The sequence below is a fragment of the Citrobacter sp. UYEF32 genome (assembly GCF_040546205.1).
Taxonomy (GTDB): Bacteria; Pseudomonadota; Gammaproteobacteria; order Enterobacterales; family Enterobacteriaceae; genus Phytobacter; species Phytobacter diazotrophicus.
In genome coordinates, this window is record NZ_JBEPNI010000002.1 from 52,339 (window position 1) to 76,544 (window position 24,206).

The 24,206-nt window shown below is 53.2% G+C and carries 23 protein-coding genes; 11 read left to right on the top strand and 12 right to left on the bottom strand.

Translation table 11 applies throughout. The features are described 5' to 3' along the window. Positions 1-17 precede the first annotated feature (17 nt). The 3 genes from ybiJ to ABIB59_RS04550 form a co-directional block, all read right to left on the bottom strand. On the bottom strand, positions 18-278 hold the full coding sequence (ybiJ, locus tag ABIB59_RS04540) for a DUF1471 family protein YbiJ (protein WP_039077264.1): 261 nt from the start codon (positions 276-278) through the stop codon (positions 18-20). A 285-nt stretch (positions 279-563) separates the two neighbouring features. Next, positions 564-830, bottom strand: a complete 267-nt coding sequence (locus ABIB59_RS04545; RefSeq protein ID WP_039077210.1) for a DksA/TraR family C4-type zinc finger protein — start codon at positions 828-830, stop codon at positions 564-566. A 111-nt stretch (positions 831-941) separates the two neighbouring features. Continuing rightward, positions 942-1,556 (bottom strand): flavin reductase family protein, encoded by a 615-nt coding sequence (locus ABIB59_RS04550; protein ID WP_107222929.1) that lies wholly within the window; start codon positions 1,554-1,556, stop codon positions 942-944. A gap of 95 nt (positions 1,557-1,651) precedes the next feature. On the opposite strand from ABIB59_RS04550, the gene rlmF reads away from it, so the two are divergent. Then, entirely contained in the window at positions 1,652-2,614 is a 963-nt protein-coding gene (rlmF, locus tag ABIB59_RS04555) for a 23S rRNA (adenine(1618)-N(6))-methyltransferase RlmF (RefSeq protein ID WP_354034199.1), read from the top strand. On the opposite strand, the gene ybiO is transcribed toward rlmF, so the two are convergent. From ybiO to rhtA, 6 genes are all read right to left on the bottom strand, one after another. After that, positions 2,577-4,814 (bottom strand): mechanosensitive channel protein, encoded by a 2,238-nt coding sequence (gene ybiO, locus ABIB59_RS04560; RefSeq protein WP_354034201.1) that lies wholly within the window; start codon positions 4,812-4,814, stop codon positions 2,577-2,579. The genes rlmF and ybiO overlap by 38 nt on opposite strands. Before the next feature lie 130 nt (positions 4,815-4,944). Beyond that, positions 4,945-5,667 (bottom strand): glutamine ABC transporter ATP-binding protein GlnQ, encoded by a 723-nt coding sequence (glnQ, locus tag ABIB59_RS04565; protein WP_039077206.1) that lies wholly within the window; start codon positions 5,665-5,667, stop codon positions 4,945-4,947. After that, the gene (glnP, locus tag ABIB59_RS04570; protein ID WP_354034202.1) at positions 5,664-6,323 is read right to left on the bottom strand and encodes a glutamine ABC transporter permease GlnP; all 660 of its coding nucleotides are present in this window, start codon (positions 6,321-6,323) and stop codon (positions 5,664-5,666) included. The genes glnQ and glnP overlap by 4 nt, the downstream gene beginning before the upstream one ends. A gap of 137 nt (positions 6,324-6,460) precedes the next feature. Next, entirely contained in the window at positions 6,461-7,204 is a 744-nt protein-coding gene (gene glnH, locus ABIB59_RS04575; protein WP_039077204.1) for a glutamine ABC transporter substrate-binding protein GlnH, read from the bottom strand. Positions 7,205-7,578: 374 nt separating this feature from the next. Beyond that, entirely contained in the window at positions 7,579-8,082 is a 504-nt protein-coding gene (gene dps, locus ABIB59_RS04580) for a DNA starvation/stationary phase protection protein Dps (RefSeq protein ID WP_039077203.1), read from the bottom strand. A 297-nt stretch (positions 8,083-8,379) separates the two neighbouring features. Continuing rightward, positions 8,380-9,267, bottom strand: coding sequence for a threonine/homoserine exporter RhtA (gene rhtA / locus ABIB59_RS04585; protein WP_317085949.1), 888 nt, complete (start codon positions 9,265-9,267; stop codon positions 8,380-8,382). A gap of 353 nt (positions 9,268-9,620) precedes the next feature. Here rhtA and ompX point away from each other — a divergent pair, with 353 nt between their 5' ends. Next, on the top strand, positions 9,621-10,133 hold the full coding sequence (gene ompX, locus ABIB59_RS04590; protein WP_039077201.1) for an outer membrane protein OmpX: 513 nt from the start codon (positions 9,621-9,623) through the stop codon (positions 10,131-10,133). A gap of 66 nt (positions 10,134-10,199) precedes the next feature. On the opposite strand, the gene ABIB59_RS04595 is transcribed toward ompX, so the two are convergent. Together ABIB59_RS04595 and mntS are read right to left on the bottom strand one after the other, a co-directional pair. Beyond that, positions 10,200-11,783, bottom strand: a complete 1,584-nt coding sequence (locus tag ABIB59_RS04595) for a phosphoethanolamine transferase (protein ID WP_039077200.1) — start codon at positions 11,781-11,783, stop codon at positions 10,200-10,202. A 277-nt stretch (positions 11,784-12,060) separates the two neighbouring features. Next, positions 12,061-12,189: a manganase accumulation protein MntS gene (gene mntS / locus ABIB59_RS04600; RefSeq protein ID WP_039077199.1), complete on the bottom strand. Its 129-nt coding sequence runs from the start codon at positions 12,187-12,189 to the stop codon at positions 12,061-12,063. A 192-nt stretch (positions 12,190-12,381) separates the two neighbouring features. On the opposite strand from mntS, the gene mntR reads away from it, so the two are divergent. The 9 genes from mntR (at position 12,382) to ABIB59_RS04645 (ending at position 23,049) form a co-directional block, all read left to right on the top strand. Next, complete coding sequence (mntR, locus tag ABIB59_RS04605) at positions 12,382-12,852, top strand: manganese-binding transcriptional regulator MntR (protein ID WP_039077198.1); 471 nt, start codon at positions 12,382-12,384, stop codon at positions 12,850-12,852. Continuing rightward, positions 12,849-13,958: an anion transporter gene (locus ABIB59_RS04610; RefSeq protein WP_354034204.1), complete on the top strand. Its 1,110-nt coding sequence runs from the start codon at positions 12,849-12,851 to the stop codon at positions 13,956-13,958. The genes mntR and ABIB59_RS04610 overlap by 4 nt, the downstream gene beginning before the upstream one ends. 100 nt (positions 13,959-14,058) lie before the next feature. Next, the gene (locus ABIB59_RS04615) at positions 14,059-15,162 is read left to right on the top strand and encodes an HlyD family secretion protein (protein ID WP_103245799.1); all 1,104 of its coding nucleotides are present in this window, start codon (positions 14,059-14,061) and stop codon (positions 15,160-15,162) included. Continuing rightward, entirely contained in the window at positions 15,159-16,730 is a 1,572-nt protein-coding gene (locus tag ABIB59_RS04620; RefSeq protein ID WP_071195617.1) for a DHA2 family efflux MFS transporter permease subunit, read from the top strand. Before ABIB59_RS04615 ends, ABIB59_RS04620 begins: the two co-directional genes overlap by 4 nt. Before the next feature lies 1 nt (position 16,731). Beyond that, on the top strand, positions 16,732-18,255 hold the full coding sequence (locus tag ABIB59_RS04625; protein WP_039077194.1) for an efflux transporter outer membrane subunit: 1,524 nt from the start codon (positions 16,732-16,734) through the stop codon (positions 18,253-18,255). A 103-nt stretch (positions 18,256-18,358) separates the two neighbouring features. Beyond that, positions 18,359-19,399, top strand: coding sequence for an aldo/keto reductase (locus tag ABIB59_RS04630; protein WP_039077193.1), 1,041 nt, complete (start codon positions 18,359-18,361; stop codon positions 19,397-19,399). Between the two features lie 177 nt (positions 19,400-19,576). Further along, on the top strand, positions 19,577-20,953 hold the full coding sequence (locus tag ABIB59_RS04635) for a glycoside hydrolase family 1 protein (protein ID WP_110295679.1): 1,377 nt from the start codon (positions 19,577-19,579) through the stop codon (positions 20,951-20,953). Positions 20,954-20,994: 41 nt separating this feature from the next. Next, positions 20,995-22,317, top strand: a complete 1,323-nt coding sequence (locus ABIB59_RS04640; RefSeq protein ID WP_071195620.1) for a PTS sugar transporter subunit IIC — start codon at positions 20,995-20,997, stop codon at positions 22,315-22,317. 15 nt (positions 22,318-22,332) lie between these two features. Next, the gene (locus ABIB59_RS04645; protein ID WP_039077190.1) at positions 22,333-23,049 is read left to right on the top strand and encodes a GntR family transcriptional regulator; all 717 of its coding nucleotides are present in this window, start codon (positions 22,333-22,335) and stop codon (positions 23,047-23,049) included. A gap of 44 nt (positions 23,050-23,093) precedes the next feature. On the opposite strand, the gene ldtB is transcribed toward ABIB59_RS04645, so the two are convergent. Further along, positions 23,094-24,014, bottom strand: coding sequence for a L,D-transpeptidase (gene ldtB, locus ABIB59_RS04650; RefSeq protein ID WP_039077189.1), 921 nt, complete (start codon positions 24,012-24,014; stop codon positions 23,094-23,096). Positions 24,015-24,206: the final 192 nt, after the last annotated feature.

Here is a 24,206-nt window from a genome sequence, read left to right on the forward strand (position 1 = left end):
GACGGGGTAAAACATTCTTATTTGTAGATAACCGCAGTACCGCTCATTTTATTATTGCTGTTCGCGGACGTGATGCTGTAACCCGTTGCGCCAGCGGCGGCTGCTTTCTCAGCCAGTTGTGCTTCAAGGCCGTCCAGCGTGGTCGCGCCGTCAGCAGAGACTACACCGACTTTATTCATGCTCTGTGCCTGAGACGGGCTGATAGCCTGTGCAGCGAAAGCACCGAAAGAAAGGGTTGAAAGAGCGATAGCGGCTACAGCATATTTGATGGTTTTCATGGTCATAATCTCGCAGGTTATTCTGTTAAGGAGACGTTGTTCCGTCGATGTGATAAGTATCACGGTTTTTTGCGAGAGAGAAAATCTAAGAGAATTGACGACCTTGTTCTAAAAAATTGAACAATCACCAAGTCAATGAAATTATTGTGATTTATTGATGTAAATTATGTGTTTTGCCGTTTCGGCAGCCGCGGGATTTTTTTCTGGCACAGAATGCTACTTTATCTGCGGAATTTTGTGCGCAAGAAAGCAACCGCTTGCGCTGATGAGACAGGTAAAGAACAGTCAACGAAGCTGGCTGTCCTTCGATCCTCTGCGATTATATCCTGCATGTGTAGAGTTATGTAAATCTTTCTGTTGCTGGCATTGCAGACAGAAACGAACGCCGGGAATCGCTTTGCGACGCGCTTCCGGAATCGGTTCGCCGCACTCTGCACACTCTTTAAGGCTTTCTCCTTTCGGCAAGTCGTGACGCGCACGCGCCACCGCATCTTCAATGGTGCTGTCTATTTGATCCTGTACCGCCCCGTCATTTGCCCAACCGGATGCCATTGTGTTTTCTCCTCAGTGAGTAAGGACATACCAGTATAATATTTGCGCAAACATTCGCCATTTCAATGTGTGGGTGAACGAAACAGTGTCCACCTGACACATATTTATACCTTAGCGATCATCCGGACGACGCATATCAAAACGCTGCGCGTCGGTAACAGTGTAATAGGCCGTCGGGCCACCCGCGCGCAGGATCGGCTGCGCTTTGGCCGTCTGATAGATGCCATTTTCAAGCAGGGATTCATCAATATGAATGGCAACCGCCTCACCCAGTACCAGCCAGCTATCCAGCGCCTCACCGTTTGCTTTGGTCAGTTGAATGCACTGAGACAGGCGGCACTCAAAATGCACCGGACTTTCTGCGACACGCGGTGCTTTAATCATGCGGCTGGCAAGCGGGGTCAGGCCGCTAAAGGCGAACTCATCTTCGCCGTGCGGGAGTGAGGCGGATGTCTCGTTCATTCGCTCCGCCAGCGCACGGGTCGTCAGATTCCAGACGAACTCTTTGGTCTCACAAATATTGCGCACGCTGTCTTTCCAGCCGCTGCTGGCAAAGCCGATAATAGGCGGGCGGTAATTGAAACAGTTAAAGAAGCTGTACGGGGCGAGATTCTGTCGCCCTTCGCCATCAAGCGAGGAGATCCAGCCGATAGGCCGCGGGCCGATAATCGCATTGAGCGGGTCGTGGGGCAGGCCATGGCCTTGAGACGGTTCGTAAAAATACATTGCGAGTCCCTTTGGGAAGCGAGTTTCTTTAGCCTCACTTATTTACCCTGCCGCCGTCAACGGGTATCTTACGCCGCTGCCAACAGGAGAAAGCCATGAAAGCCCAGAAGCCGGGATTGCACCCGCGTAACCGTCACAATAGCCGCTACGATCTTGACGCCCTTTGCGCCACGATGCCCCCATTGCGTGAATTTATAATTACCAGTCCGGCGGGCGAACCGACGGTTAATTTTGCCGATCCCCTGGCCGTGAAAGCGCTGAATAAAGCGCTGCTGGCGCACTTTTATGGCGTAAAAGAGTGGGATATCCCGCCGGGCTTTCTTTGCCCACCCGTTCCAGGTCGCGCAGATTATATTCACCATCTTGCCGATTTGCTCGCCCAGGACACGGGCGGTGCTGTTCCGTCGCAGGCCAGCGTGCTGGATATCGGCACCGGGGCAAACTGTATCTATCCGCTGATTGGCGCCCATGAATATGGCTGGCGCTTCACCGGCAGCGAAGTCGACAATGCCGCATTCGCCAGCGCACAGGCGATTATCAACGCCAATCCTGGCCTGAGCCGTTCAGTGCGTTTACGTCGACAAAAAGATCCGGCGGCGATCCTGGCGGGCATCATCCATAAAAATGAGCAGTATGATGCCACGCTCTGTAACCCACCTTTTCACGACAGCGCGCAGGCTGCGCAGGCGGGCAGTGAGCGTAAACGCCGCAATCTTGGGCTTGATAATGACGCAGCGCTCAACTTCGGCGGCCAGCAGCAGGAGCTGTGGTGCGAAGGCGGGGAAGTGGCGTTTATCAGCAAGATGATTGATGAGAGCAAACAGTTCGCGCGTCAGGTTCTTTGGTTTACCTCGCTGGTTTCTCGTGGTGATAATTTACCGCCGCTATATCGCGCGCTCACCCAGGCCGGTGCCGTTAACGTGGTCAAAAAAGAGATGTCACAAGGGCAGAAGCAGAGCCGCTTTATCGCCTGGACATTTCAGGACGAGGCCCAGCGCAAGCGCTGGGCGCAAACCCGATTTAAGGCGCAGGCTCAACAGGCGGCTGCGGCGCGTTAACCGCTTGTGGCGCAGGGGGACTGCCCGGCATGGGCAGTATCTGGTAGGTTTGTACCGGCGCGCGAACGTCGGCTAAATCGAAGTGTTTTTTCACCATGCTGTCCAGTGCAAAGCGCACTGTCCACTGTTTGAGCGGCAGCGTGGTGCATGTCACCCTCAGCGTAAACGCGGTATTGGTTAGTCCGACCAGCCCGGCAAATGTCGGCTCGCCAATAATCAGCCCACGAATATCCTCCATCTCCATCAACTCCGCGACCGCATCTTTTAATGCCTGATTCGCTTTTTCCGTGTTTTCGTGGCGATCCACATCATAGTTGGCGACAACCGAACCGATCCCGCGCACGAAGTTGGCAAAGGTGGTTATCGATGACCACGGAATAATATGGTACGCCCCGGTATCCTGGCGTACGCCAACGGAACGAATTGACATCCGTTCAACCGTACCGGTGAGCGGGCCAATGGTCACGAGATCCCCGGTGTTCATCCCATTTTCAAACTGAATAAAGATGCCGGTAATAATATCTTTCACCAGGGTTTGCGAACCGAAAGAGATCGCCAGACCCAGTGCTCCGGCACCCGCCAGCAGCGGCGCGATATTAACGCCTATCTCCGAGAGCACAATCATCACCGTGATGGTACTGATCACCACCGCCAGCGCGTTACGGAACAGGGTTAACAGCGTACGGGTACGCGCGCTGGGAAGCGGCCTGCCGTGAATATCGGAGGCGAGGCGGTTTTCGATAATGCTTGCCAGCACCGTCCAGCCCACGGCAGAGAAAAACAGAATCAGGGCAATGCGAATAATAATATCAACCGCTTTTTCGCCTGCGCCATAGGTCAGCCAGTACCAGAAATCGAACAGGCCCCAGGCGTTGAGCAACAGCAGTACGGTGGCGCAAACAATGAGGATTCGTGCCGCTTTCATCGACGCAGAAAGCCAGCCGTTAAGCCGCTTTTGCAGTTCCGGATAGTTACGCTGCACCTGCGGTGACAGGGTGATGGTCTTATTAATCCAGCGCGACAGCATGCCGGAAAGAAACGCCGCGATGCTTAAAATCGCCACACTGTGCAATGACGCTCCCATCATAAATTTCAGGCTGTTGCCGGGATCAAAGAGTGAGAAGAAAAACAGCACGATGAAGTAAGCGCTGGCGAGCCAGTGCCAGATAAGCGCGAAAGCACGAATAAACAGGCTAAAGAAGGCAAGTGAATGGTCCGCCAGATGGATCAGGTTGTGCTGGATAATGCGCTTATTGCGAAAGATCAGATACAGCGCCCAGACGGTAATACAGAGCATGATGGTCACGTTAGCCAGCGCGCCTACCTGCACATTCACCTGATTGGAGATAATCGGCACGGCGACAAGCAAACCGTAGCCGATGAGGCTGCTCAGCGCACTGAGTCGCAGATGCCAGTAGCGGGCGGTGTCGTCTTCAATACGAAATGGGCGCAGCTCCGGAATGCGTGGACAGAAGATAAGCCGCAGAATGGCTTTAAAGAATTCAATCAGTGCAAAAGCATTTAAAAACAGGCTTTGCTGAAAAGCGATGGTCCGGTTTCCGTTATTCAGATTGGCGCTAAGTATCTGACCGACAAACAGCGTTAGCGCCAGCAACAGCAGGTCAACGATAAACGCCCCGATAATCATCGCCGGAAGCTGTAACCAGTTATTGCGCTCGCGGTTTTTATTACGCCCCCAGTAGCCCATTTTGCGGTACAACGGCATCACGGCAAGACGCACCAGCAGCCAGAAGGCGAACACCAAGATAGCGAGCAGTAAAAAATGTCCGGCGGCACTGGTAAAGGTTTCCGGGTTAAACGCCTTATGCGGAGAGCCGGTAATGTTGCGATAGAGTTGAGCAAACCGCGACGCGAACTCTTCACCATAGCGGCTGCTGACTTCCGTAACGTTCTCCAGTACCGTTTTTTGCTCAACGATTTGTGGTGGCGTAATGACGGGAACGGGTTCCTGTGGCGGTGTCGCTGCGACTTTGCGCAGTTGATCAATCAGCTCCTGGCGTGATTGCGGGTTATCCAGCACATCGGCCAGCGCGGCATAGGCGGCTTTTTTCTGCTCAATATCGGGGGTTGGGGTTTCGGCGGTGGGCTGTGTGCTCGTGGCCCCGGTTGTAACGCCGGGAATACCAGCCGCCTGCGCGGGCAGCCAAATAAGACTGATGAGTAACAGGATCCACGGCATGGGTGCCTCCGGCGAGAAAGTCCAGCAAAATGATAAGTATAGATGCCGGGAAACGCGTCGAAGGAAATGAGATAAATCCGGGGAGAAGGGGAGATAACCCTCTTCCCGACGGGAAGAGGGTAGCGACAACTCAGGAGACGTGCTGCAAAAATTCCTGCAAGCGCGGGCTTGGCGGGTTCTCGATAAGCGTCTGCGGATTGCCGTCTTCGGCAATACGGCCTTTATCAATGAAGATCAGACGAGAGGCCACTTTCTCGGCAAAACCGATTTCGTGCGTCACGATAACCATCGTCATGCCTTCTTCGGCCAGATCCTGCATGACTTTCAGGACCTCATGGCGCAGCTCCGGGTCGAGTGCGGATGTCGGTTCATCAAACAGCATCATCTTTGGTTTTACCGCCAGCGCGCGGGCGATAGCCACACGTTGCTGTTGGCCGCCGGACAACTCAGACGGATAGTGATGCGCACGCTCGGCAAGGCCGACTTTCGCCAGCAGCTCTTTTGCCAGTTTCTCGGCTTCGTCTTTTTTCGCACCGCGCACGCGCAGCGGACCAAACATAACGTTTTCCAGCGCGGTCAGGTGTGGGAACAGATAAAACTGCTGGAACACCATCCCGGCTTCCTGACGGATCAGACGCTCGTCAACTTTGGGATCGTTCACTTTCAGGCCATCAACAATCAACTCACCGCTGGTGATCTCTTCGAGCTTGTTGATGCAGCGCAGCAGGGTAGATTTACCTGAGCCCGACGGCCCGATAATCACCACCACTTCGCCCTGGGTAATGTTCAGGTCGATGTTATGCAGCACCTGGGTTTGACCAAAGTGCTTGGAGACATTTTTAAATTCAATCACAGGATTTTCATCCTTCTTTCAAGACGACGCAAAATAAAGCTCAGCACCAGGGTGATGATCAGATAAACAACCGCAACGGCACTCCAGATTTCCAGGGCGCGGAAGTTGCCGGCGATGATCTCCTGGCCCTGACGGGTCAGCTCGGCGACGCCGATAACAATAAACAGAGAAGTATCTTTAATGCTGATGATCCACTGGTTACCCAGCGGTGGCAGCATACGACGTAGCGCCAGTGGCAGGATAACGTGGCGGATGGTTTCGCCCTTAGACAGCCCCAGCGCCAGGCCTGCTTCACGAAAACCTTTATGAATAGACAGTACCGCACCACGGGTGATTTCCGCGATATACGCGCCCGAGTTAATCATGATGGTGATAACGGCGGCGCTAAAGGGGTCGATACGCAAATCGTTGAATGCCATGGGCAGGGCGAAGTAGATAAACATCACCTGAACAACAATCGGGGTACCGCGAATAATCTCAATAAAAACGAGTGCGATGTGGTTGGCGATCCAGCCGCCAAAGGTGCGTGCGAAACCTGCCGCCAGTCCAATAATCAAGCCGCCAAATAAGCCGAGGACCGAGATCCAAAGCGTCATTTTTGCGCCTTCAATCAGAAGCGGAATGGCAGGCCAAATGGCACTCCAGTCAAACTGCATGATGAATTCCTGTAAACCGTGGTGGAAATATACAAACACCCATAGTGCCGGTTTCCCGGCCTACGGGTGATAAGTCTGCTTACGTAGGCCCGGTAAGCTTAGCGCTGCCGGGCAACACTACCGCACAGAACAAAATATTATTTAGGCTCGGTACCGAACCATTTTTTATAGATTTCGTTGTAAGTACCGTTATCGCGCAGCGTTTTCAGCGCGCCGTTCACTTTTTCACGCAGCTCGTCGCTACCTTTCGGGAACGCGATACCGTACTGCTGTGCTTCCAGTGAATCACCTACCGCTTTGAACTGACCGTTACCCGCGGTTTTGATGAAATAGAGAATGTTCGGAGTATCGTGCAGGACCGCATCAGCACGGTTGGTACCCAGTTCCATGTATGCGTTGTCGATGTTCGGGAACTGACGCAGGTCTTTGGTTTTGATATTCGCTTTCGCGTAATCAACAGAACCGGTACCGCTCTTCACGGCAACCACTTTACCGTCGAGATCTTTTACGCTTTTTACGTCGTTGTTATTGGCTTTAACCATCACCATCAGGCCGCTTTTGTAGTAGCCATCAGAGAACTCAACCGCTTTCTTACGTTCTTCGGTGATGGTGATACCAGCCAGCGCCAGGTCAACGTTTTTAGTTTGCAGAGCCGGGATGATGCCGCTGAAATCCATCGGCTTTAACTCGTAATCCAGTTTCAGTTCTTTCGCGATAGCGGCCCACAGATCAACGTCGAAACCAACGTATTTGTCACCCTGCTTGAATTCGAAAGGAACGAATGCGGTGTCGGTCGCGACAACCAGTTTGTTTGCAGCCTGGGAAGAAACAGCAAAGGCGAGAGCGAGTGTAGCCAGGGAAAGTTTGAATACAGACTTCATAGTTTTTCCTTTTATATCCACGGGGCGATCCCCTGCGAGAACGTACGCAGTATGAAAAAATCATGCCAGGTTTACAACCTGTTGTTTTGTAAAGAGGCGATCTTCTGAATCTGTGCCCTGAACGAAGCGCAAGTGACGTTATGCACCATTTTGGGGCTTCATATTGGTGCGTATTAACTTCTGCACAGAAAACACGATTATTTAGCGCAGGAATGCACCATTTAACAATCTTTTCTTAACAATTTTGTGAAGTGATGATAACAGTCTGGCGGTCTTTCGGGTGGGGAAGAACAAAATGATGCACCATAAAAGTGCAAACCCCTTTGCCGGGGCGGCAAAGGGGTCATCTGAAGTATTTATGTTAGCGACAGGGCTTATTCGATGTTGGATTCGATAAACCACAGGAATTTATCCAGGTCGCGTGAAGCAGCGGTAAAGATATCTGCGGTATCTTCATCTTTTGCTTCGCTGATGGCTTTGCGTACATCGTTCGCGACGATGGCATAACGGTCAGCCAGTTCTTTCAGGTGATCCTGGACGCTGTGAATGTCCAGCGGGTAACTTTTCAGTGCCGTTTTGCTGTTGATGACCTGCGTTGTGCCCAGTGCGACACCACCTAACTGCACGGCACGCTCTGCCATGGTATCAAGGTGATCAACAAGGGCAGTACGGAAGCCGTCGAGCATTTCATGGACGGCGATGAAGTTAGCACCGCGCATATTCCAGTGGGCCTGTTTTGTGATCAGTGACAGGTCAATGAACTGGATCACCTGGCGATTAAGCAACTCGATAGTCGCTTTTTTATCGCTGTCTGATACATCGTTACGGGTATAAAGCAGATTAGACGCTTTCGTTTTAACCAGTTTAGCGGTACTCATAATCTCATATCCTCTTGATGTTTGTGTCCCAGGTAATTATCGAAACTAAGTATAGCACCAGATTTTTGATTGCTGTTTTGGATATACCTATCGGTTCAATAGCAGCGATAAACATACTTCTATACAGGATAGTAATAATTATTATTTCGCCATTGACGACGGGTATAAATTATCGGGAGCGTGGCTTTGGGATGTAAGAATATATATTGAAGTGTGACAATTTATCGCAATGAAACAGCTTTTATTGGCGTGAATGCTTATTCAGCATGATACGATAACCATGCTGAATAATAATTATTACCCTATCTCCACCTTCTCGACTTTTACTTCTCTGCGTAGCGTCATGGTTGAGCCTATTGAGGCAATCACAATGCACATCAGCGCGGCAACCTGTTGAAGGGAAAGCGTTTCACTCAAGAAGATCATGCCTGATACTGCCGCCAGGGCGGGTTCCATGCTCATCAGCGTCCCAAAGGTGCGCGTCGGTAACCGGGTAAGGGCAATCATTTCCAGCGAATAAGGCAGTGCGGTCGATAATATTGCTACCGCTATTCCCAGCGGTAGCACAGACCATTGCCATAATAGAGCGCCGGACTGGAAAGTGCCTAAAGGTACAAAAACCAGCGCGGCTATTAATGAACCCAGTGCAACGGTTGCCGGACCATGTTCTTCCCCGGCCTTATGACCAGAAATAATATATACAGCCCAGCATGCGCCTGCGCCAAGCGCATATGCCGCGCCGGTTAAATCGACATGGGAAACATTGTTACCAAGCGGTAATAAATACCACAGACCGAGCACCGCCAGAATGACCCACAGAAAATCAATGGGGCGACGGGAGCCAAAAAGAGCAACGGACAGGGGGCCGACGAACTCCAGCGCAACCGCAATACCCAGAGGTATAGTCTGAATAGAGAGATAAAACATGTAGTTCATCGCCCCCAGCGATAAACCATAGGCCAGAAGGGGCAGGCGCTGTTCGCGGGTAAAACGCAGACGCCAGGGTTTAAAGATAACCACCAGAATCAGCGTACCCAGTGCCAGACGGAGCGCGGTCATTCCCGGTGCGCCCACTATCGGAAATAGCGATTTTGCCAGTGATGCGCCCCCCTGTATCGAACACATCGCAATGAGCAACACCACCACAGATAACCAAACCGGTATCTTACGAGACGACCCAGGCATCCTTTCTCCTGTCAAATTATGTCAATCAAAGTAAAACCTGCAGTCTACTTGAAATAGCCCCGGCTGGTTGAGACTTTGTTGAAAAACAGCGGCTAAAAATACGTAAAATAGATGACAGTTGATGGTTAATTAACCTGTCCGATTAGGAATAATCTGGATGAACATGCCGGGTAACACGCTTCATAATGGCATGTCCTGCGGAAAAATGACCGTTTAATGAAAGAGTTAGTAAGCTTATGAAATGTTCTGTTACATGAAATGGGCCATTAGACATCGTTTATCCCAAAGAGTTTCTTAACAATTTTTGATATATTTAAAACTTAGGATTTACTTGAAGCACATTTGAGGTGGTTATGAAAAAAATTGCATGTCTTTCAGCACTGGCCGCTGTTCTGGCGGTATCCGCAGGTTCCGCTTTTGCAGCTACTTCCACTGTTACCGGTGGTTACGCACAGAGCGACGCTCAGGGTGTAGCGAACAAAGCAAACGGCTTCAACCTGAAATACCGCTACGAGCAGGACAACAACCCGCTGGGTGTTATTGGCTCCTTCACGTACACTGAAAAAGATCGCACTGAAGATGGCGTCTATAACAAAGGCCAGTACTACGGTATCACTGCAGGTCCGGCTTACCGTCTGAACGACTGGGCAAGCATCTACGGTGTTGTAGGTGTTGGCTACGGCAAATTCCAGCAGACCGTTGACACTGCTAAAACTTCCGATACCAGCGACTACGGTTTCTCCTACGGCGCGGGTCTGCAGTTCAACCCGATGGAAAACGTTGCACTGGACTTCTCCTACGAGCAGTCTCGCATTCGTAGCGTTGACGTAGGCACCTGGATCGCAGGCGTCGGCTACCGTTTCTAATTCGGCTGGCAATAAAAAATCCGCCTCAAGGGGCGGATTTTTTTTGCCTGCTATTTAGAAATTCGTTTAGCGGTGCGTATCGAAAACATCGGTCGCCAGGCGGTCGTAGTCAATTTTCTGTAACTTAAAGTTGGTAATGTAGACTGGCCCGGCTTTTTGCTCGGACATGAACGGGTAAGAATTTTTAATCTCTTGTGTGGTAATCCCCGTCCACTGCGAGAAGAAGCTCAGGAAATCGTTCGCAGAACGGCGCGCTTTAATCACCCGATGCTTTGTGTCATCGCTCGACAGCACCATAAACGGCACCTGGAAGTTTTGTTTAAACAGGTCGTCATGCGCCAGATATTGCACATCCGTCCCACGCTCTCTGAATGTCAGACCATGGTCAGAGAAGTAGACCATTGAGAAACTGTCATTCGTGGCGACCAGTTGGGAGTAGAGTTTACCCAGCAGTTCATCCGTTGCGGTGATGGAATAGAGATAGCAAGAGGTCTCTTTTGACTGGACGAACTCGCTGTATTTACCGCCGGAGCGCTCGCAGGTTGAAGGGTGTGAGCCCATCAGATGCAGCACAATTAACTGCGGCTGGTTGCGTTTGGTTGCCAGTACCTGATTAGTCAGCTTAAGCAGATCGTCATCACGGGTGTTTTTATCCGCTTCGAAATCACCGCTTTTCAGGAACTGCACTTCATCCGCGCGTTTCGCGATACTGGCAATGGCGGTGTCGTACTCGCCAATTTGCCCCTGATTGGAGAACCACCAGGTCTGGAAGCCCGCACGGTTTGCGAGGGTGACAAAGTTATCCTGATACTGCGGCTTATCATCGACCACACGGTTGAGCGTCAGGCCCAGCGATTTCTGTGTCGAGCCGCTGGCAGAGATGTAATCCATAAAGAATGTGCCATTGGCCTGGCTTTCGAACGGCGTGTTGTTCCAGTGGCCGCCAAAGGCGCCCGCCGCGTCACGGCGTACACTCTCGCCAATCACCACCACATAGGTGTGATACTTTGGTTTGACGCCAAGGACGGTCCAGGTGTCCTTCATGCTGGCGAGCTGCGCCATGTTTTCCTGCTCTTTCACCACTTCGTAGTTGTTCACTGCCACATCGCGCACGAAGCGCAGCACCGGAACGCCGGTATCAATGAGCCTGAACTCAAAGCCGCGGAAGTGGTTTTGTACCGGGCCAATAAAATAGGACGCAACGCAAAATACCACGCCGAGCGTATCCCATTTCAGCCACGGGGTTGACGGCTGCGTTACCCGGCGACGCATTGACACAATACCCATCGCAAAGATAAACGCGCCGATAGCGTAGTGGTGCCACGGGAAAATAGTCAGAATTTCCGTCGACTCTTCCATATTGGTCGAGTGCAGGGCCAGCAGGGTATTAAAGTTCGGTGCGCCATAGGCCTGGCCAAACGGGAAATAGCTGGCGGCGACAAGCGAGGTAATACCGATGACAATTTTTTGCGCCCGGGGCGCATGCCGCCACAGTACGCACAGAGCACAGGTAAAGACCACGGCGTACAGGACACTAAATTCATAACCAAGAGCAAAATTAATCAACATTGACTGGAGAAAGTAGAAACCTGTCCACGGATTGATCGTCTGGCTGCGGAAGGCAACGGATTCTTTAAGGATTATGCTCATAGATTACTTCACGAAAACGCCATGTGCTCACCCTGGCGAAAGGGTCAAAACCTGCCGGACAGTGCGTGGAGAGGGGAAGAGGTCCGCTTCTGCGAGCCGCAATTTGTGCAGGGCTGCGCAAAGATAAAGTTAGCCGTGCTGAAGGTCAACACCTGCTACCGTGTCGTTTTGGGAGGGCGGTTGCAAATCAAACAAATAAGTGAAAATTATGTGCGGGCAATCCGATGATAACGGGAGAATGTGACGGAAAAATGAAGCGGCGTACCGCGACGCCGCATTAATGAGAAGTTTTATCGTCTTTCTGTGGCTTGCCGTTAAACATATCACACAGCATGTTCAGCAGCAGCAGACGAACTTTAAACGGGGAGTGAGTAAACACGCTCATGCACCTCTGAAATTCGTTCATATTGACCTCCTTACTGACTTGTTCGCTCCCGACCATCCATGCCCGGTTGAACGTATTACATACAGATATAGCACAGGCTATATTTTATAGCTATGGCTAAGACGTTAATTTTTTGTGCTGGTTCACCTATGGTTTACAATGTGCCTTCTCTTATATGATGCGGGTATCGCGTCACCCCCCAGAGGAAGCACAATGAACCGTCGCGCAGGTAAGCAAACAATAAAAAAAGTGACGCTGGTAAATGTTGAAGAGCACGTGGAAGGCTTTCGTCAGGTGCGCGAAGCGCATCGCCGCGAGCTGATCGACGATTATGTTGAATTGATTTCAGATTTAATCCGCGAAGTGGGCGAAGCTCGCCAGGTGGATATGGCCGCGCGGCTGGGTGTCTCTCAGCCAACGGTAGCAAAAATGTTAAAACGTCTGGCGACGGTAGGGCTGATTGAGCAAATTCCCTGGCGCGGGGTATTTCTGACGCCGGAAGGGGAGAGACTCGCCCAGGCCAGCCGCGAACGCCATCAAATTGTTGAAAGCTTTTTACTGGTGCTCGGTGTGAGCCCGGAGATTGCACGCCGTGACGCGGAAGGAATGGAACACCACGTCAGTGAAGAAACGCTTGAGCGTTTTCGTCTGTTCACTTTGCAACAAGGGTTGCCGTCTGAATGAACCTTCCATTCTTTCGCGCGTTACTGCGCGATCGCTTTTTGCACCTCCTGCTGGTTATTGGTTTGGGTCTCTGCTTTGCCGTTCCTTTTGCGCCTGCCACCTGGCCCGGTGCCATTGACTGGCACACCATTATTACCCTCAGCGGTTTGATGCTGCTGACGAAAGGTGTGGAACTGAGCGGCTATTTTGATGTGCTGGGGCGTCGTATGGTGCGGCGTTTTCGTACCGAGCGGCAACTGGCCATGTTTATGGTTCTGGCGGCGGCACTCCTTTCCACCTTCCTGACCAATGACGTGGCGCTGTTTATCGTGGTGCCGCTTACCATCACCTTAAAAAAACTGTGCGAAATCCCGGTCAATCGGTTGATCATTTTTGAGGCGCTGGCGGTGAACGCGGGTTCGTTGTTAACTCCCATTGGCAACCCGCAAAATATTCTGATTTGGGGACGTTCCGGGATGTCATTCCCGGCCTTTATCTGGCAGATGACACCCCTGGCGCTGGCGATGATGGTGACGCTGCTGGTGCTGTGCTGGTTCTGTTTTACCGGTAAGACGCTTAATTACCATAGCGGCGTTAAAAACCCGGACTGGAAACCCAGGCTGGTCTGGAGTTGCCTGGGCTTTTACCTGGTCTTTATTACGGCGCTGGAGCTAAAGCAGGAGCTGTGGGGACTGGTGGTGGTGGGCGTGGGCTTCTTATTGCTCGCAAGACGCGTTGTGTTAAGCGTGGACTGGACGTTGCTGCTGGTATTTATCGCCATGTTTATCGACGTGCATTTACTGATCCAGTTGCCCGCATTGCACCATTTGCTCGCCAGTACCAGCCAGCTTTCGCCGTCCGGTCTGTGGCTGACGGCGATTGGTCTGTCGCAGTTTATCAGTAATGTGCCCGCGACCATTTTACTGCTCAATTATGTGCCGCCAGACACCCTGCTGGCCTGGGCGGTCAATGTCGGTGGATTTGGCCTGTTGCCCGGCTCGCTGGCGAATCTGATTGCGCTGCGTATGGCGAATGACCGCCGCATCTGGTGGCGCTTCCACGTTTATTCCCTTCCCATGCTGCTGTGGGCCGCGCTGGTTGGCTACGGACTATTCCTGGTCAGATAGTGCTGATTTGTCAGTTTATCCTGGCAAATGTATAGCTACCGCCTAAGTTTAGTGAACGGCGTAACTGTGACGCCGTTCACTGACAGGACTGTTGCGTACTATGGCAGAACATTCAACCGCCCCTGAGAACGGGCAGGAAACTCAAACAGAAGAGACGCAAAACCGCAAACGCCCCGGTAAAAAGCCCCTCATTATCCTCGGCATTGTGGTGATTGTGATGGTTGTCGTCGCGCTGGTGTGGTGGTTACTAACACGCAATGAAGAGACGACAGACGATGCGTTCACCGACGGCGATGCGGTCACCATTGCGCCGAAGGTGGCGGGCTACGTCACTGAGCTGCGTGTAAAAGATAACCAGCAGGTGAAAAAGGGCGATCTGCTGGTGGTGATTGATCCCCGTGACGCCACGGCGCAGCGCGATCAGGCGCAGGCGCAACTTGGGCTGGCAACGGCGCAGCTCCACCAGGCGCAGGCACAACTGGATTTGTCAAAAGTGCAGTACCCGGCCCAGCGCGACGAAGCGCGGGCGCAGGTGTTGAAGGCGCAGGCGGATTTAGCTAACGCGCAGGCTGCCTATAAACGCCAGCGCGGTGTCGATCCTCGCGCCACGACACAACAAAATATCGACAGCGCCAATGCGCAGTTACGCAGCGCGCAGGCACAACTGGCGAGCGCGCAGGCGCAACTGGAAGTGGCGGATCAGGTGCAGTTGCAGATTCGCCAGCAGGAGACCAATGTCGAGGCCCGTCAGCGTCAGGTGGATCAGGCGAAAGCACAGCTTGAAACCGCCGAGCTGAATCTCTCCTGGACTGAGGTCCGTGCGCCGTTCGACGGGTTTGTCACCAAACGTAATGTACAAACCGGCACCCTGGTGCAGGCGGGTACGGCGCTGTTTTCGCTGGTCTCACCGCAAATCTGGGTGACGGCGAATTTCAAAGAATCGCAGCTTGAACGCATGCGTCCGGGCAATAAAGTGACGGTGAAGGTCGATGCCTGGCCGGATCTGGAGCTGGAAGGGCACGTTGACAGTATTCAGCAGGGGAGCGGCTCGAAGTTCTCTGCTTTCCCGTCCGAGAACGCTACCGGTAACTTTGTCAAAATCGTCCAGCGCGTACCGGTGAAAATCGTCATTGATAAAGGGCTGGATACGAACCGTCCGCTGCCACTGGGTCTGTCAGTTGAACCGAAGGTAACCGTGGAATGACAGACGTTAGCCATGAAAACTGGCGACCGGCCAGTAATCCATGGGCCGTCGCCTGGGTGGTGACGCTGGCGGTCTTTATGGAGATCCTCGATACCACCATCGTTAACGTCGCACTGCCGCATGTTGCCGGTTCGCTTTCCGCCAGTTACGACGAATCCACCTGGGTACTGACCAGTTATCTGGTGGCCAATGGTATCGTGCTACCCATTTCGGCGTTTCTCAGCCGCGTGTTCGGTCGCAAGCAGTTTTTCCTGATTTGCATCGTGATGTTCACGATTTGCTCCTTCTTGTGCGGTATCGCGACGGAACTGTGGCAAATCATTCTTTTTCGCGTGCTGCAGGGCTTTTTTGGCGGCGGCTTGCAGCCAACGCAACAGTCGGTGTTGCTGGATTACTTCAAGCCTGAGGATCGCGGCAAAGCGTTTGGCCTCTCTTCGATTGCCATCATTGTTGCCCCCGTAATGGGGCCAACATTGGGCGGCTGGATCACCGATAACTACTCCTGGCGCTGGGTCTTTTTTATCAATATCCCGGTAGGTATTGTCACGGTACTCGCGATTTATCAGCTACTGGAAGACCCGCCGTGGGAGCGTAAATCGGACAAAAAATTGACCATCGACTGGCCGGGGATCGGCCTTATCGCCCTCGGACTCGGTTGCCTGCAGGTGATGCTGGACCGTGGGGAAGATGAAGACTGGTTCGCCTCTGATTTTACCCGCATTTTTGCCGTACTGACGGCAGTCGGCATTGTCGGCGCGATTTACTGGCTGCTATATGCCAAAAAGCCGGTGGTGGATTTGCGCTGTATGGCCGATAAAAACTTTGCTGTCTCCAGTCTGTTGATGGCGGGTATGGCGATGATCCTCTATGGCAGCTCCGTGGTGATCCCACAACTGGCGCAGCAGGATCTGGGCTACACCGCTACCTGGTCCGGGCTGGTACTGTCACCGGGCGCGGTACTTATTGTGCTGACTATCCCGCTGGTGCTCAAACTGATGCCCATCGTGCAAACGCGCTGGATTATCGCCTTTGGCTTTTTCTGCCTCGCGGCCTCGTTCTGGTGGTCGCGGACGCTGACGCCGGATATCGATTTTGAAACCCTGATGCTGTTTCGCAGCGCGCAATCGATAGGCCTGGGCTTCCTGTTTGTACCGCTGACCACCATTGCTTTTATTACCATTCCTCGCCAGCTTAATGCCGATGCGGCCGCGCTGTTCACGATGTTCCGCAATGTCGCGGGATCGGTGGGCATTTCGCTTTCCACGGCGGCGATAACCGAACGGTCGCAGGCGCACAGTGCGCATCTGGCCTATAACATGTCGCCGCTTAATGAACAATTTCAACTGGCGGTGCGCGAATCAGCGCAGGCGATCCGCAATTTCACTGCACTGGTGGGTGACCCGATGAATACAGCGATGGGGCAGATGTATAAAACGATGATCGCGCAGTCGCGTTTTCTGGCCTATATCGACGTGTTCACACTGCTCAGTATTGTCGCACTGTTATTGATTCCTTTTTGTTTACTGCTATCGCCGATTAAGAGCGAAGGCAGCGCAGGAGCACATTAATATGTCCAGGCGTGGTGTTTCACTGACATTTCTTTCTCTTTGGCTGGCAGGCTGTAGCGTGGGTCCGGATTACCAGCAGCCGTCGCCGCAAACCCCAACGCACTGGAACGATCCGGGCGATAAAACCGTGGCCTCGCAGACCGTGTCGCAGGCGGTTAACCCGCGTTGGTGGACCACCTTTCAGTCACCGCAACTTAATAGCCTGATTGAGCGTGCTATCGCCGGGAATCTCTCGTTGCAACAAACGGTGCTACGTATCGCAGGGGCGCGTGAACAGATTAATCAGGCTGGCGGCGCATTTTTACCGGCGGTCAACGGCAGCGTCAAAGCCACGCGCCAGCAACTGGGGCTGGAAGGGGAGCTGAAATCCCACGATGTTTACGGCCAACTGGATAATGTTGACCCGCAAATCGCCGGGGCGCTGGGGGCGTTAACGCAGCCGGTGAACCTTTATCAGGGCAGTTTCGACGCGCAGTGGGAGTTGGATCTGTGGGGTAAAGTACGCCGTCAGGTTGAAGGGGCGCAGGCGCAGCAGCAGCAGGCGATTGAGCAGCGGAACGATGCGCTGGTGTCGCTGGAGGCGGAAGTGGCGCGTGCGTGGCTGCAACTGCGCGGCGCGCAAAGCGTTATCTCCACTTTGCAGACGCAAATCGAGACGGCGCAGCAAACCTATACCCTGACGGATAACCGCCAGCGTAGTGGGTTGTCTCCGCAAATGGACGTTGAAAATGCCCGGGCCCAGGTGGGTAGCCTGGAAGCGCAACTACCGCAGTATCAGGCCCAGGAGCGTCAGGCCATGAATGCGCTGGCGATTTTGCTCGGCAAACCGCCAGGTGCGCTGGATAGCGAACTCAGGAATGTGCAGCCATTGCCGAAGCTGCCTGCGCTGGTCTCAACCGGCATTCCGTCGACGCTTGCCCGCAGACGCCCGGATATTCGTGAGGCAGAAGCGTCATTACACGCCGCGACGGCGCAAATTGGCGTCTCTGTCGCGCAGCTTTTCCCGAGCCTGACGCTGAGCGGGCAGTTTGGCTTGCGTAACAGTGAGACCGACTGGCTCACAGACTGGAGCAGCCACTTCTACAGTTTCGGCCCGCAGATTTCTATCCCTATCTTTCAGGGCGGGCGGCTGGTCTCCAGCGTGAAACTGGCCCGCGCGCAGCAGGGGGCGGCGGTGCTCAATTACCGCCAGACGGTGCTGGAAGCGCTGGGGGATGTGGAAAATGCGCTGGTTAGCTATCGCGCCGATCAGCAGCGCGAGGCCGGGCTCGATAAAACCCTTGATGCGCTGCATAACGCCTTTACGCTGGCCAGCGACAGTTATCGGCAAGGTATTGCCAGCTTTATCGATGTGCTTGATGCCCAACGTCAACTGGCGCAGGCGGAGCAGCAACGTGCGCAGGCGCGGGTGCAGAGCAGTCTGGATTTAGTGGCGCTGTATAAAGCGCTTGGCGGCGGCTGGGAGCCTTATCAGCAGGTGCGTTTGCCGGAATATTCTGTCTTTGGCGATGCCCCGCGCGGATAAGGTTTAGAGGATTGGGCAAGAAACAGACAGGATCGCCACATTCCACAGCACGCCGTATTGCGTATAACTATCTGCGTCAACCAACAGTGTGAGGAGACGCCAAATGCGTTATCAAAAACTCGGCAATACCGGTCTGTTTGTTTCTGAACTGTGCCTCGGCACCATGACGTTCGGTGGTGAGGGCGGCATGTGGGGCAAAATTGGGCAACTGGATCAGGCGCAGGCGGACAAGCTGGTCGGCAGCGCGCTGGACGCAGGCATCAACTTTATCGATACCGCTAACGTCTATTCCGAAGGTCGCTCCGAGCAAATCACCGGTCAGGCACTGAAAAACCTCAAGGTGCCGCGTGAAAATGTGGTGGTGGCGACCAAAGTGTTCGGCGAAACCGGCACGGCGGGGGTGAACTCGCGCGGCAGTTCCCGCTATCACATTATTGGCAGCGTGAAAGAGAGCCTGAAACGGATGCAGCTCGATCATATCGATCTCTATCAGTTGCACGGCTTTGACCCGGCGACGCCCATGGAAGAGATGCTCTACGCGCTGGATAACCTCGTACAACATGGGCATGTCCGCTATATCGGCGTATCCAACTGGGCGGCGTGGCAGATTGCCAAAGCACTGGGCATATCTGAACGGCTCGGGCTGGCGCGTTTCGCGTCCTTGCAGGCCTATTACACTATTGCCGGGCGTGACCTGGAGCGTGAACTGGCGCCGATGCTGCAAAGCGAAAATGTGGGCCTGATGGTCTGGAGCCCGCTGGCGGGCGGCCTGCTTAGTGGTAAATACAGCCGCGATGGCAAGGGCGAAGAGGGCAGTCGTCGTCTGGCGTTTGACTTCCCGCCGGTGAACAAAGACCGCGCGTTTGACTGCATCGACGTGATGCGCGTTATCGCCGAGGCAAAAGGTGTTTCTGTCGCACAGATAGCGCTGGCCTGGCTACTTCACCAGCCGGTAGTAAGCAGCGTGATCATCGGCGCTAAACGCCCGGATCAGCTTGAGGACAATATCGCCGCGACCCATATTCGCTTAACGGAAGAGGAGCTGCGCCAGCTTGATGCAGTGAGTGCGTTGCCACGCGAATATCCCGGCTGGATGCTCGAACGCCAGGGTGAATATCGTCGTAACCAGTTAGCCCACAAGTAACCCCGCATTGTGATTTTTCCCCGGCGGCATGTCGCTGACCGGGGATTTTTCTTCCCACCTAATTTCTCAATCCCGCTCACAAAAACGATCCTTTCGTTTTGCCTGACTTTTCACCTTTGACTATATGACTAGTCATATACACGAAATGACTAGTCATATGATGAGGGAGATGTCCAGATGAGTAAAACGCTGCCGCCAGGCTTTTTATGGGGAAATTCCGTTTCCAGTATGCAGACCGAAGGGGCATGGAATGAAGGTGGAAAAGGGCCATCGGTTTACGACATTCGCGAAGCCAGCGAGTTTGCTTCTGACTGGAAAGTCGCGACCGATTCCTACCATCGTTATCAGGAAGATTTTGATTACATGCGCGATTTGGGCATGAACTGCTACCGCTTTCAGATATCCTGGAGCCGTGTCTGCCCGGACGGTGACGGCGCATTCAACGAGGAAGGTATCGCCTTCTACGATCGCTTTATCAACGATCTGCTCGCTCGCGGTATCGAACCGATGATCTGCCTGTACCACTTCGATATGCCGCTGGCGCTGGCGGAAAAATACAATGGTTTTACCGATCGTCACGTGCTGGACGCGTTTGTCCGTTATGGGCAGAAGATGATCGACTGCTTTGGCGATCGCGTAACCTGGTGGCTGACGTTCAACGAGCAGAATATCTACCATATGCCGGAAGCGTTTCGGGTTAGCGGCTATTTGCGTGGCGACAAAACGTTGCGTGAGCTGTACCAAATTCAGCACCACGTGATGATGGCCCACGTACAGCTAACCCAGTACCTGCATGAGACCAAACCCGGCAAACTGATGGGCGGTATGCTGGCCCATCAGCTTGTCTATCCTGCGACCTGTAAACCGCGTGATGTTTTTTGTGCCCAGCAATACGACGAGTTTCTCAACCAGAATCTCCTGCGGGTGTTTGCCGGCCAGGGCTATAGCCCGGCGGTGATGGCGGTGGTTGAGCGCGAAGGCTTTAGCGATATCTATCGTGCTGAGGATCTGGCGCTCATTGCCCGTGTGAAAAGCGACTATACGGCGTTTAGCTATTACGCCAGCAAGGCGCTTAACAGCGATGCGATCGCACCAGATGCGCCGGTGAACTATTACCTGCAACAGGGCGATGTGCCTAATCCGTATTTGCACGCCACCGAATGGAACTGGCAAATCGACCCCCTCGGTTTTCGCGCCATTATCACCCGCTACTACAACGACTGGCGTTTGCCGGTTTTCCCCATTGAAAACGGTATCGGCGTGATTGAAACCTGGGACGGGGTGAATCCTATTAATGACGATTACCGCATTGCCTATCACCGTGATCACCTTCAGGCGATGAAAGACGCCATGTTTGAAGATGGCGCGCAGGTGGTGGGCTATCTCGGCTGGGGGCTTATCGACATTCTCAGCTCACAGGGTGATATGCGTAAGCGTTATGGCGTGGTCTACGTCAATCGCGAAAACCATGACCTAAAAGATCTTAAACGCGTGCCGAAACGGAGCTACGCCTGGTTAAAACAGGTGATACACAGCAACGGCCGCGAATTGTAAACAGCAGCGTACCGTTTGATGCCGAACGAAGGGAGACCATGATGCCTGAAACAAAAACAACAGCGAACATGCAGTCTTTTGTGGATAAGTTCGTCGATTTTTCCGCCCGCCTGGCCAACCAGGTTCATCTGCGTTCCTTAAGGGACGCCTTTGCCGCCGTGATGCCGATCTTTATCCTTGCCGGCCTGGCGGTTCTGGTCAATAACGTGGTGTTCCCGTGGATCCTGGAGGGCGAGACGTTAGTGCGCTTCAAGGTCTGGGGGGAAGCGGTCATCAACGGTACGTTGAACATTGCAGCACTATTGATTGCCCCCATGACCGCCTGGTCGCTGGCGCGCAATCGCAACTTTGATAACCCGGTTTCGGCGGTGGTTATCGCGCTCTCCAGCTACATTATGATGATGCCGATGCATCTGGAGGTGGTGCCGGACGGGGCGAAAGCGACCGTTACCGTCAGCCAGATGCTCTCTTTTGCCAATATCGGCTCCACCGGCATTTTCGCCGGGGTGATTATCGGTTTACTGTCGACGGAGTTATTTATCCGCATCGCCAGCATCGAAAAGCTGAATATTTCACTGGGTGAAAATGTACCACCGGCGGTGGGTAAATCCTTTTCCGCTCTGATTCCGACTATTATCACTCTGTCGACGTTCGCGGTGATCGCCGCCGTACTGGCTAATGTACTTCATACCGACTTAATTCATCTGATCACTACGCTTATCCAGCAACCGCTGCGGCTGATTAATACCAGCCTGCCAGGAACCATTTTTATTTATAGCTTCGGCAACTTCCTGTTTACCCTGGGGATTCATCAGTCGGTGGTAAATGGGGTGATTCTGGAACCGTTCCTGCTTATCAACACCAATGAGAATATGCTGGCCTTTGCCAATGGTCAGCCGATTCCACATATCATCAATAATATCTTTGTGCCGACCTTCGGCATGATTGGCGGGACGGGCAGTACGATTTCCCTGTTGCTGGCCATATTCATTTTCTCGCGTCAGAAATCGGCGAAACAGGTGGCGCGGCTGTCGATTTCACCGGGGCTGTTTAATATAAACGAACCGGTTATCTTCGGTCTGCCGATTGTTTTTAACCTGCCGCTGATGATCCCCTTTGTTTTGCTGCCCGCCATCGGCATTTACTTTGCCTGGCTGTGTACCACGCTGGGGTGGATGTCGCGTTGTGTGGTGATGATCCCGTGGACGACACCGCCCATTTTAAGCGCCTGGCTGGCGACCGCGGGAGACTGGCGGGCGGTGGTGGTTCAGTTGATAATCATCATCTTTGGTGTATTCTTCTACCTGCCTTTCCTCAAAATAGCCGAGAGAGTGGCCTTAAGAAACAATGGGATAGCTGAATAACAAGAAGGAAAGGCAATGGCGTCGAAATACATTTCTATTGCGCGCGAAATTAAACAACGGATCCTGAGTCAGCAGTACTCGTCCAATGAGCCATTGCCCGATCAGTTTGCCCTTGCGGCGGAATTCAATACCAGCCGCATGACCATCCAGCAGGCGATGCGTCAGTTGATTGTCGAAGGGCTGGTCTATACCCGTAAAGGATTGGGCACCTTTGTACGCAAGAATTTTATGCAACTCTCCCGCTGGGATTTACCGGGCAGCGACTATTACGGTGCGACCAAGACCTGGGAAAACGTTGGCCAGGTCACCAGTAAAATCATCAAATTTGAGCTGCGTTTCCCGACGGAAAAAGAGCAGGACTCGCTACTGCTGGGGCCAGACGAGCCGGTCTACGACTTTAATCGCTTACGCCTGCTGGAAGGGGAGCCGGTGTCGCTGGAATTTACCCTGATGCCGGTAAACCTGGTGCCAGGGCTTAACCGTGGACATCTGGAAAGTTCGGTGTTTCGCTATGTGCAGGACGATCTGGCGCTCAAGATTATGGGGTCTTATCGCATCGTGCGCGCGCTGAAACCTGGCGTTGAGGACCGTGAATATCTGAACTGTGACGAGACGGACCCGGTGCTGGAAGTGGAGCAGGTGATTTATCTGGAGGACGGCACGCCGCTGGAGTATGCCCATTGCCGTTACCGCTACGATCATGGCGGCATTATTGTGGTAAATAACGGATAAAAAAAAGCGGGTTTAAACCCGCTTTTTTCATGCTTGCGCAAGGATCAGTTCACACGAACCGGCATACCGGAGCGGTTCTGGATTGCCTGGTCTACGATGTTCTGGTCAACGTCAGACTGGCTGGTAACGCTCTGTACACTCTTGGTCAGCGCGATCGGCACGATTTCGCCGCCGTTGAACTGCGCTTCGGTGGTGGACAGCGGGTTATGTACTTCGATGTAGCGGCTGCCATCCGGCTCGGTGGTGGCTTTTACCGGCTCATCAATAAACTGTACGCGCGTGCCGACCGGTACGTTTTCGAACAGGAATTTGATGTCGTCGTTACGCAGACGCACACAACCGTGGCTTACGCGCAGACCGATACCGAAGTTGGCGTTGGTCCCGTGGATCGCATACAGGCGGCCAATGTACAGTGCGTACAGACCCATCGGGTTATCCGGACCCGCCGGGACGACTGGCGGCAGCGGTTGACCTGCGGCGGCATATTCAGCGTGCATTTTCGCCGTTGGGGTCCAGGTCGGACCGGCTTTCTTACGTTCTACTTTAGTGGTCCAGGCAATCGGGGTGTCTTTACCCAACTGGCCGATACCGATCGGCAGAACGATAACGGTTTTGGTCCCTGCCGGGTAATAGTACAAACGCATTTCGGCGCTGTTGATAACGATACCTTCATGGACGGTATCCGGCAGAATAAGCTGCTGAGGCACGTTCATCACCGTACCGCCTTTCGGCAGATAGGCATCAATACCCGGGTTCGCTTCCAGCATATTGGAAAGACCCATCTGATATTGCGCGGCAAAGTACTCCAGCGGCTGGCTGTTGTTCTCTGGGATGGTTACGACCTGGTTTTGACCGATCACTCGGCTGCCATCGGTCGGAAGCGGATAAGTTACAGCAGACGCGGTTTTGCAAAAGCCCACGACGGCAAACGCCGCCGCTAAAAGCGTTGTTAATTTCATATTCATGGTGTGCGAGATTCGTGCCACAGGCCGTTAGGTTAATGGTTCTTTCTAATAGATGGGAGCGCATTATATGTGCATTCCCGCGCACAGGGAATTGAGATGTGTACGAAATCACACTTTTTTCCCGTTGGTTTCATTTTAGCCCTTCGTTTCCGGGCAGGAATCTAATTCGGAATTGTGGCATAATAGGGTGTT

Excerpts from the sequence above, each read along its gene's own strand:
- rlmF (WP_354034199.1), top strand. The coding sequence starts at position 1,652 with ATGAAAGCCCAGAAGCCGGGATTGCACCCGCGTAACCGTCACAATAGC.
- ABIB59_RS04640 (WP_071195620.1), top strand. The coding sequence starts at position 20,995 with ATGCCTGAAACAAAAACAACAGCGAACATGCAGTCTTTTGTGGATAAG.
- ABIB59_RS04545 (WP_039077210.1), bottom strand. The coding sequence starts at position 830 with ATGGCATCCGGTTGGGCAAATGACGGGGCGGTACAGGATCAAATAGAC.
- rhtA (WP_317085949.1), bottom strand. The coding sequence starts at position 9,267 with ATGCCTGGGTCGTCTCGTAAGATACCGGTTTGGTTATCTGTGGTGGTG.
- ABIB59_RS04615 (WP_103245799.1), top strand. The coding sequence starts at position 14,059 with ATGGCAGAACATTCAACCGCCCCTGAGAACGGGCAGGAAACTCAAACA.
- ybiJ (WP_039077264.1), bottom strand. The coding sequence starts at position 278 with ATGAAAACCATCAAATATGCTGTAGCCGCTATCGCTCTTTCAACCCTT.
- ABIB59_RS04630 (WP_039077193.1), top strand. The coding sequence starts at position 18,359 with ATGCGTTATCAAAAACTCGGCAATACCGGTCTGTTTGTTTCTGAACTG.
- ABIB59_RS04550 (WP_107222929.1), bottom strand. The coding sequence starts at position 1,556 with ATGTATTTTTACGAACCGTCTCAAGGCCATGGCCTGCCCCACGACCCG.
- ldtB (WP_039077189.1), bottom strand. The coding sequence starts at position 24,014 with ATGAATATGAAATTAACAACGCTTTTAGCGGCGGCGTTTGCCGTCGTG.
- ABIB59_RS04620 (WP_071195617.1), top strand. The coding sequence starts at position 15,159 with ATGACAGACGTTAGCCATGAAAACTGGCGACCGGCCAGTAATCCATGG.
- ABIB59_RS04625 (WP_039077194.1), top strand. The coding sequence starts at position 16,732 with ATGTCCAGGCGTGGTGTTTCACTGACATTTCTTTCTCTTTGGCTGGCA.
- mntR (WP_039077198.1), top strand. The coding sequence starts at position 12,382 with ATGAACCGTCGCGCAGGTAAGCAAACAATAAAAAAAGTGACGCTGGTA.
- ABIB59_RS04635 (WP_110295679.1), top strand. The coding sequence starts at position 19,577 with ATGAGTAAAACGCTGCCGCCAGGCTTTTTATGGGGAAATTCCGTTTCC.
- glnP (WP_354034202.1), bottom strand. The coding sequence starts at position 6,323 with ATGCAGTTTGACTGGAGTGCCATTTGGCCTGCCATTCCGCTTCTGATT.
- glnH (WP_039077204.1), bottom strand. The coding sequence starts at position 7,204 with ATGAAGTCTGTATTCAAACTTTCCCTGGCTACACTCGCTCTCGCCTTT.
- ABIB59_RS04610 (WP_354034204.1), top strand. The coding sequence starts at position 12,849 with ATGAACCTTCCATTCTTTCGCGCGTTACTGCGCGATCGCTTTTTGCAC.
- dps (WP_039077203.1), bottom strand. The coding sequence starts at position 8,082 with ATGAGTACCGCTAAACTGGTTAAAACGAAAGCGTCTAATCTGCTTTAT.
- ybiO (WP_354034201.1), bottom strand. The coding sequence starts at position 4,814 with ATGCCGTGGATCCTGTTACTCATCAGTCTTATTTGGCTGCCCGCGCAG.
- ompX (WP_039077201.1), top strand. The coding sequence starts at position 9,621 with ATGAAAAAAATTGCATGTCTTTCAGCACTGGCCGCTGTTCTGGCGGTA.
- ABIB59_RS04595 (WP_039077200.1), bottom strand. The coding sequence starts at position 11,783 with ATGAGCATAATCCTTAAAGAATCCGTTGCCTTCCGCAGCCAGACGATC.
- mntS (WP_039077199.1), bottom strand. The coding sequence starts at position 12,189 with ATGAACGAATTTCAGAGGTGCATGAGCGTGTTTACTCACTCCCCGTTT.
- ABIB59_RS04645 (WP_039077190.1), top strand. The coding sequence starts at position 22,333 with ATGGCGTCGAAATACATTTCTATTGCGCGCGAAATTAAACAACGGATC.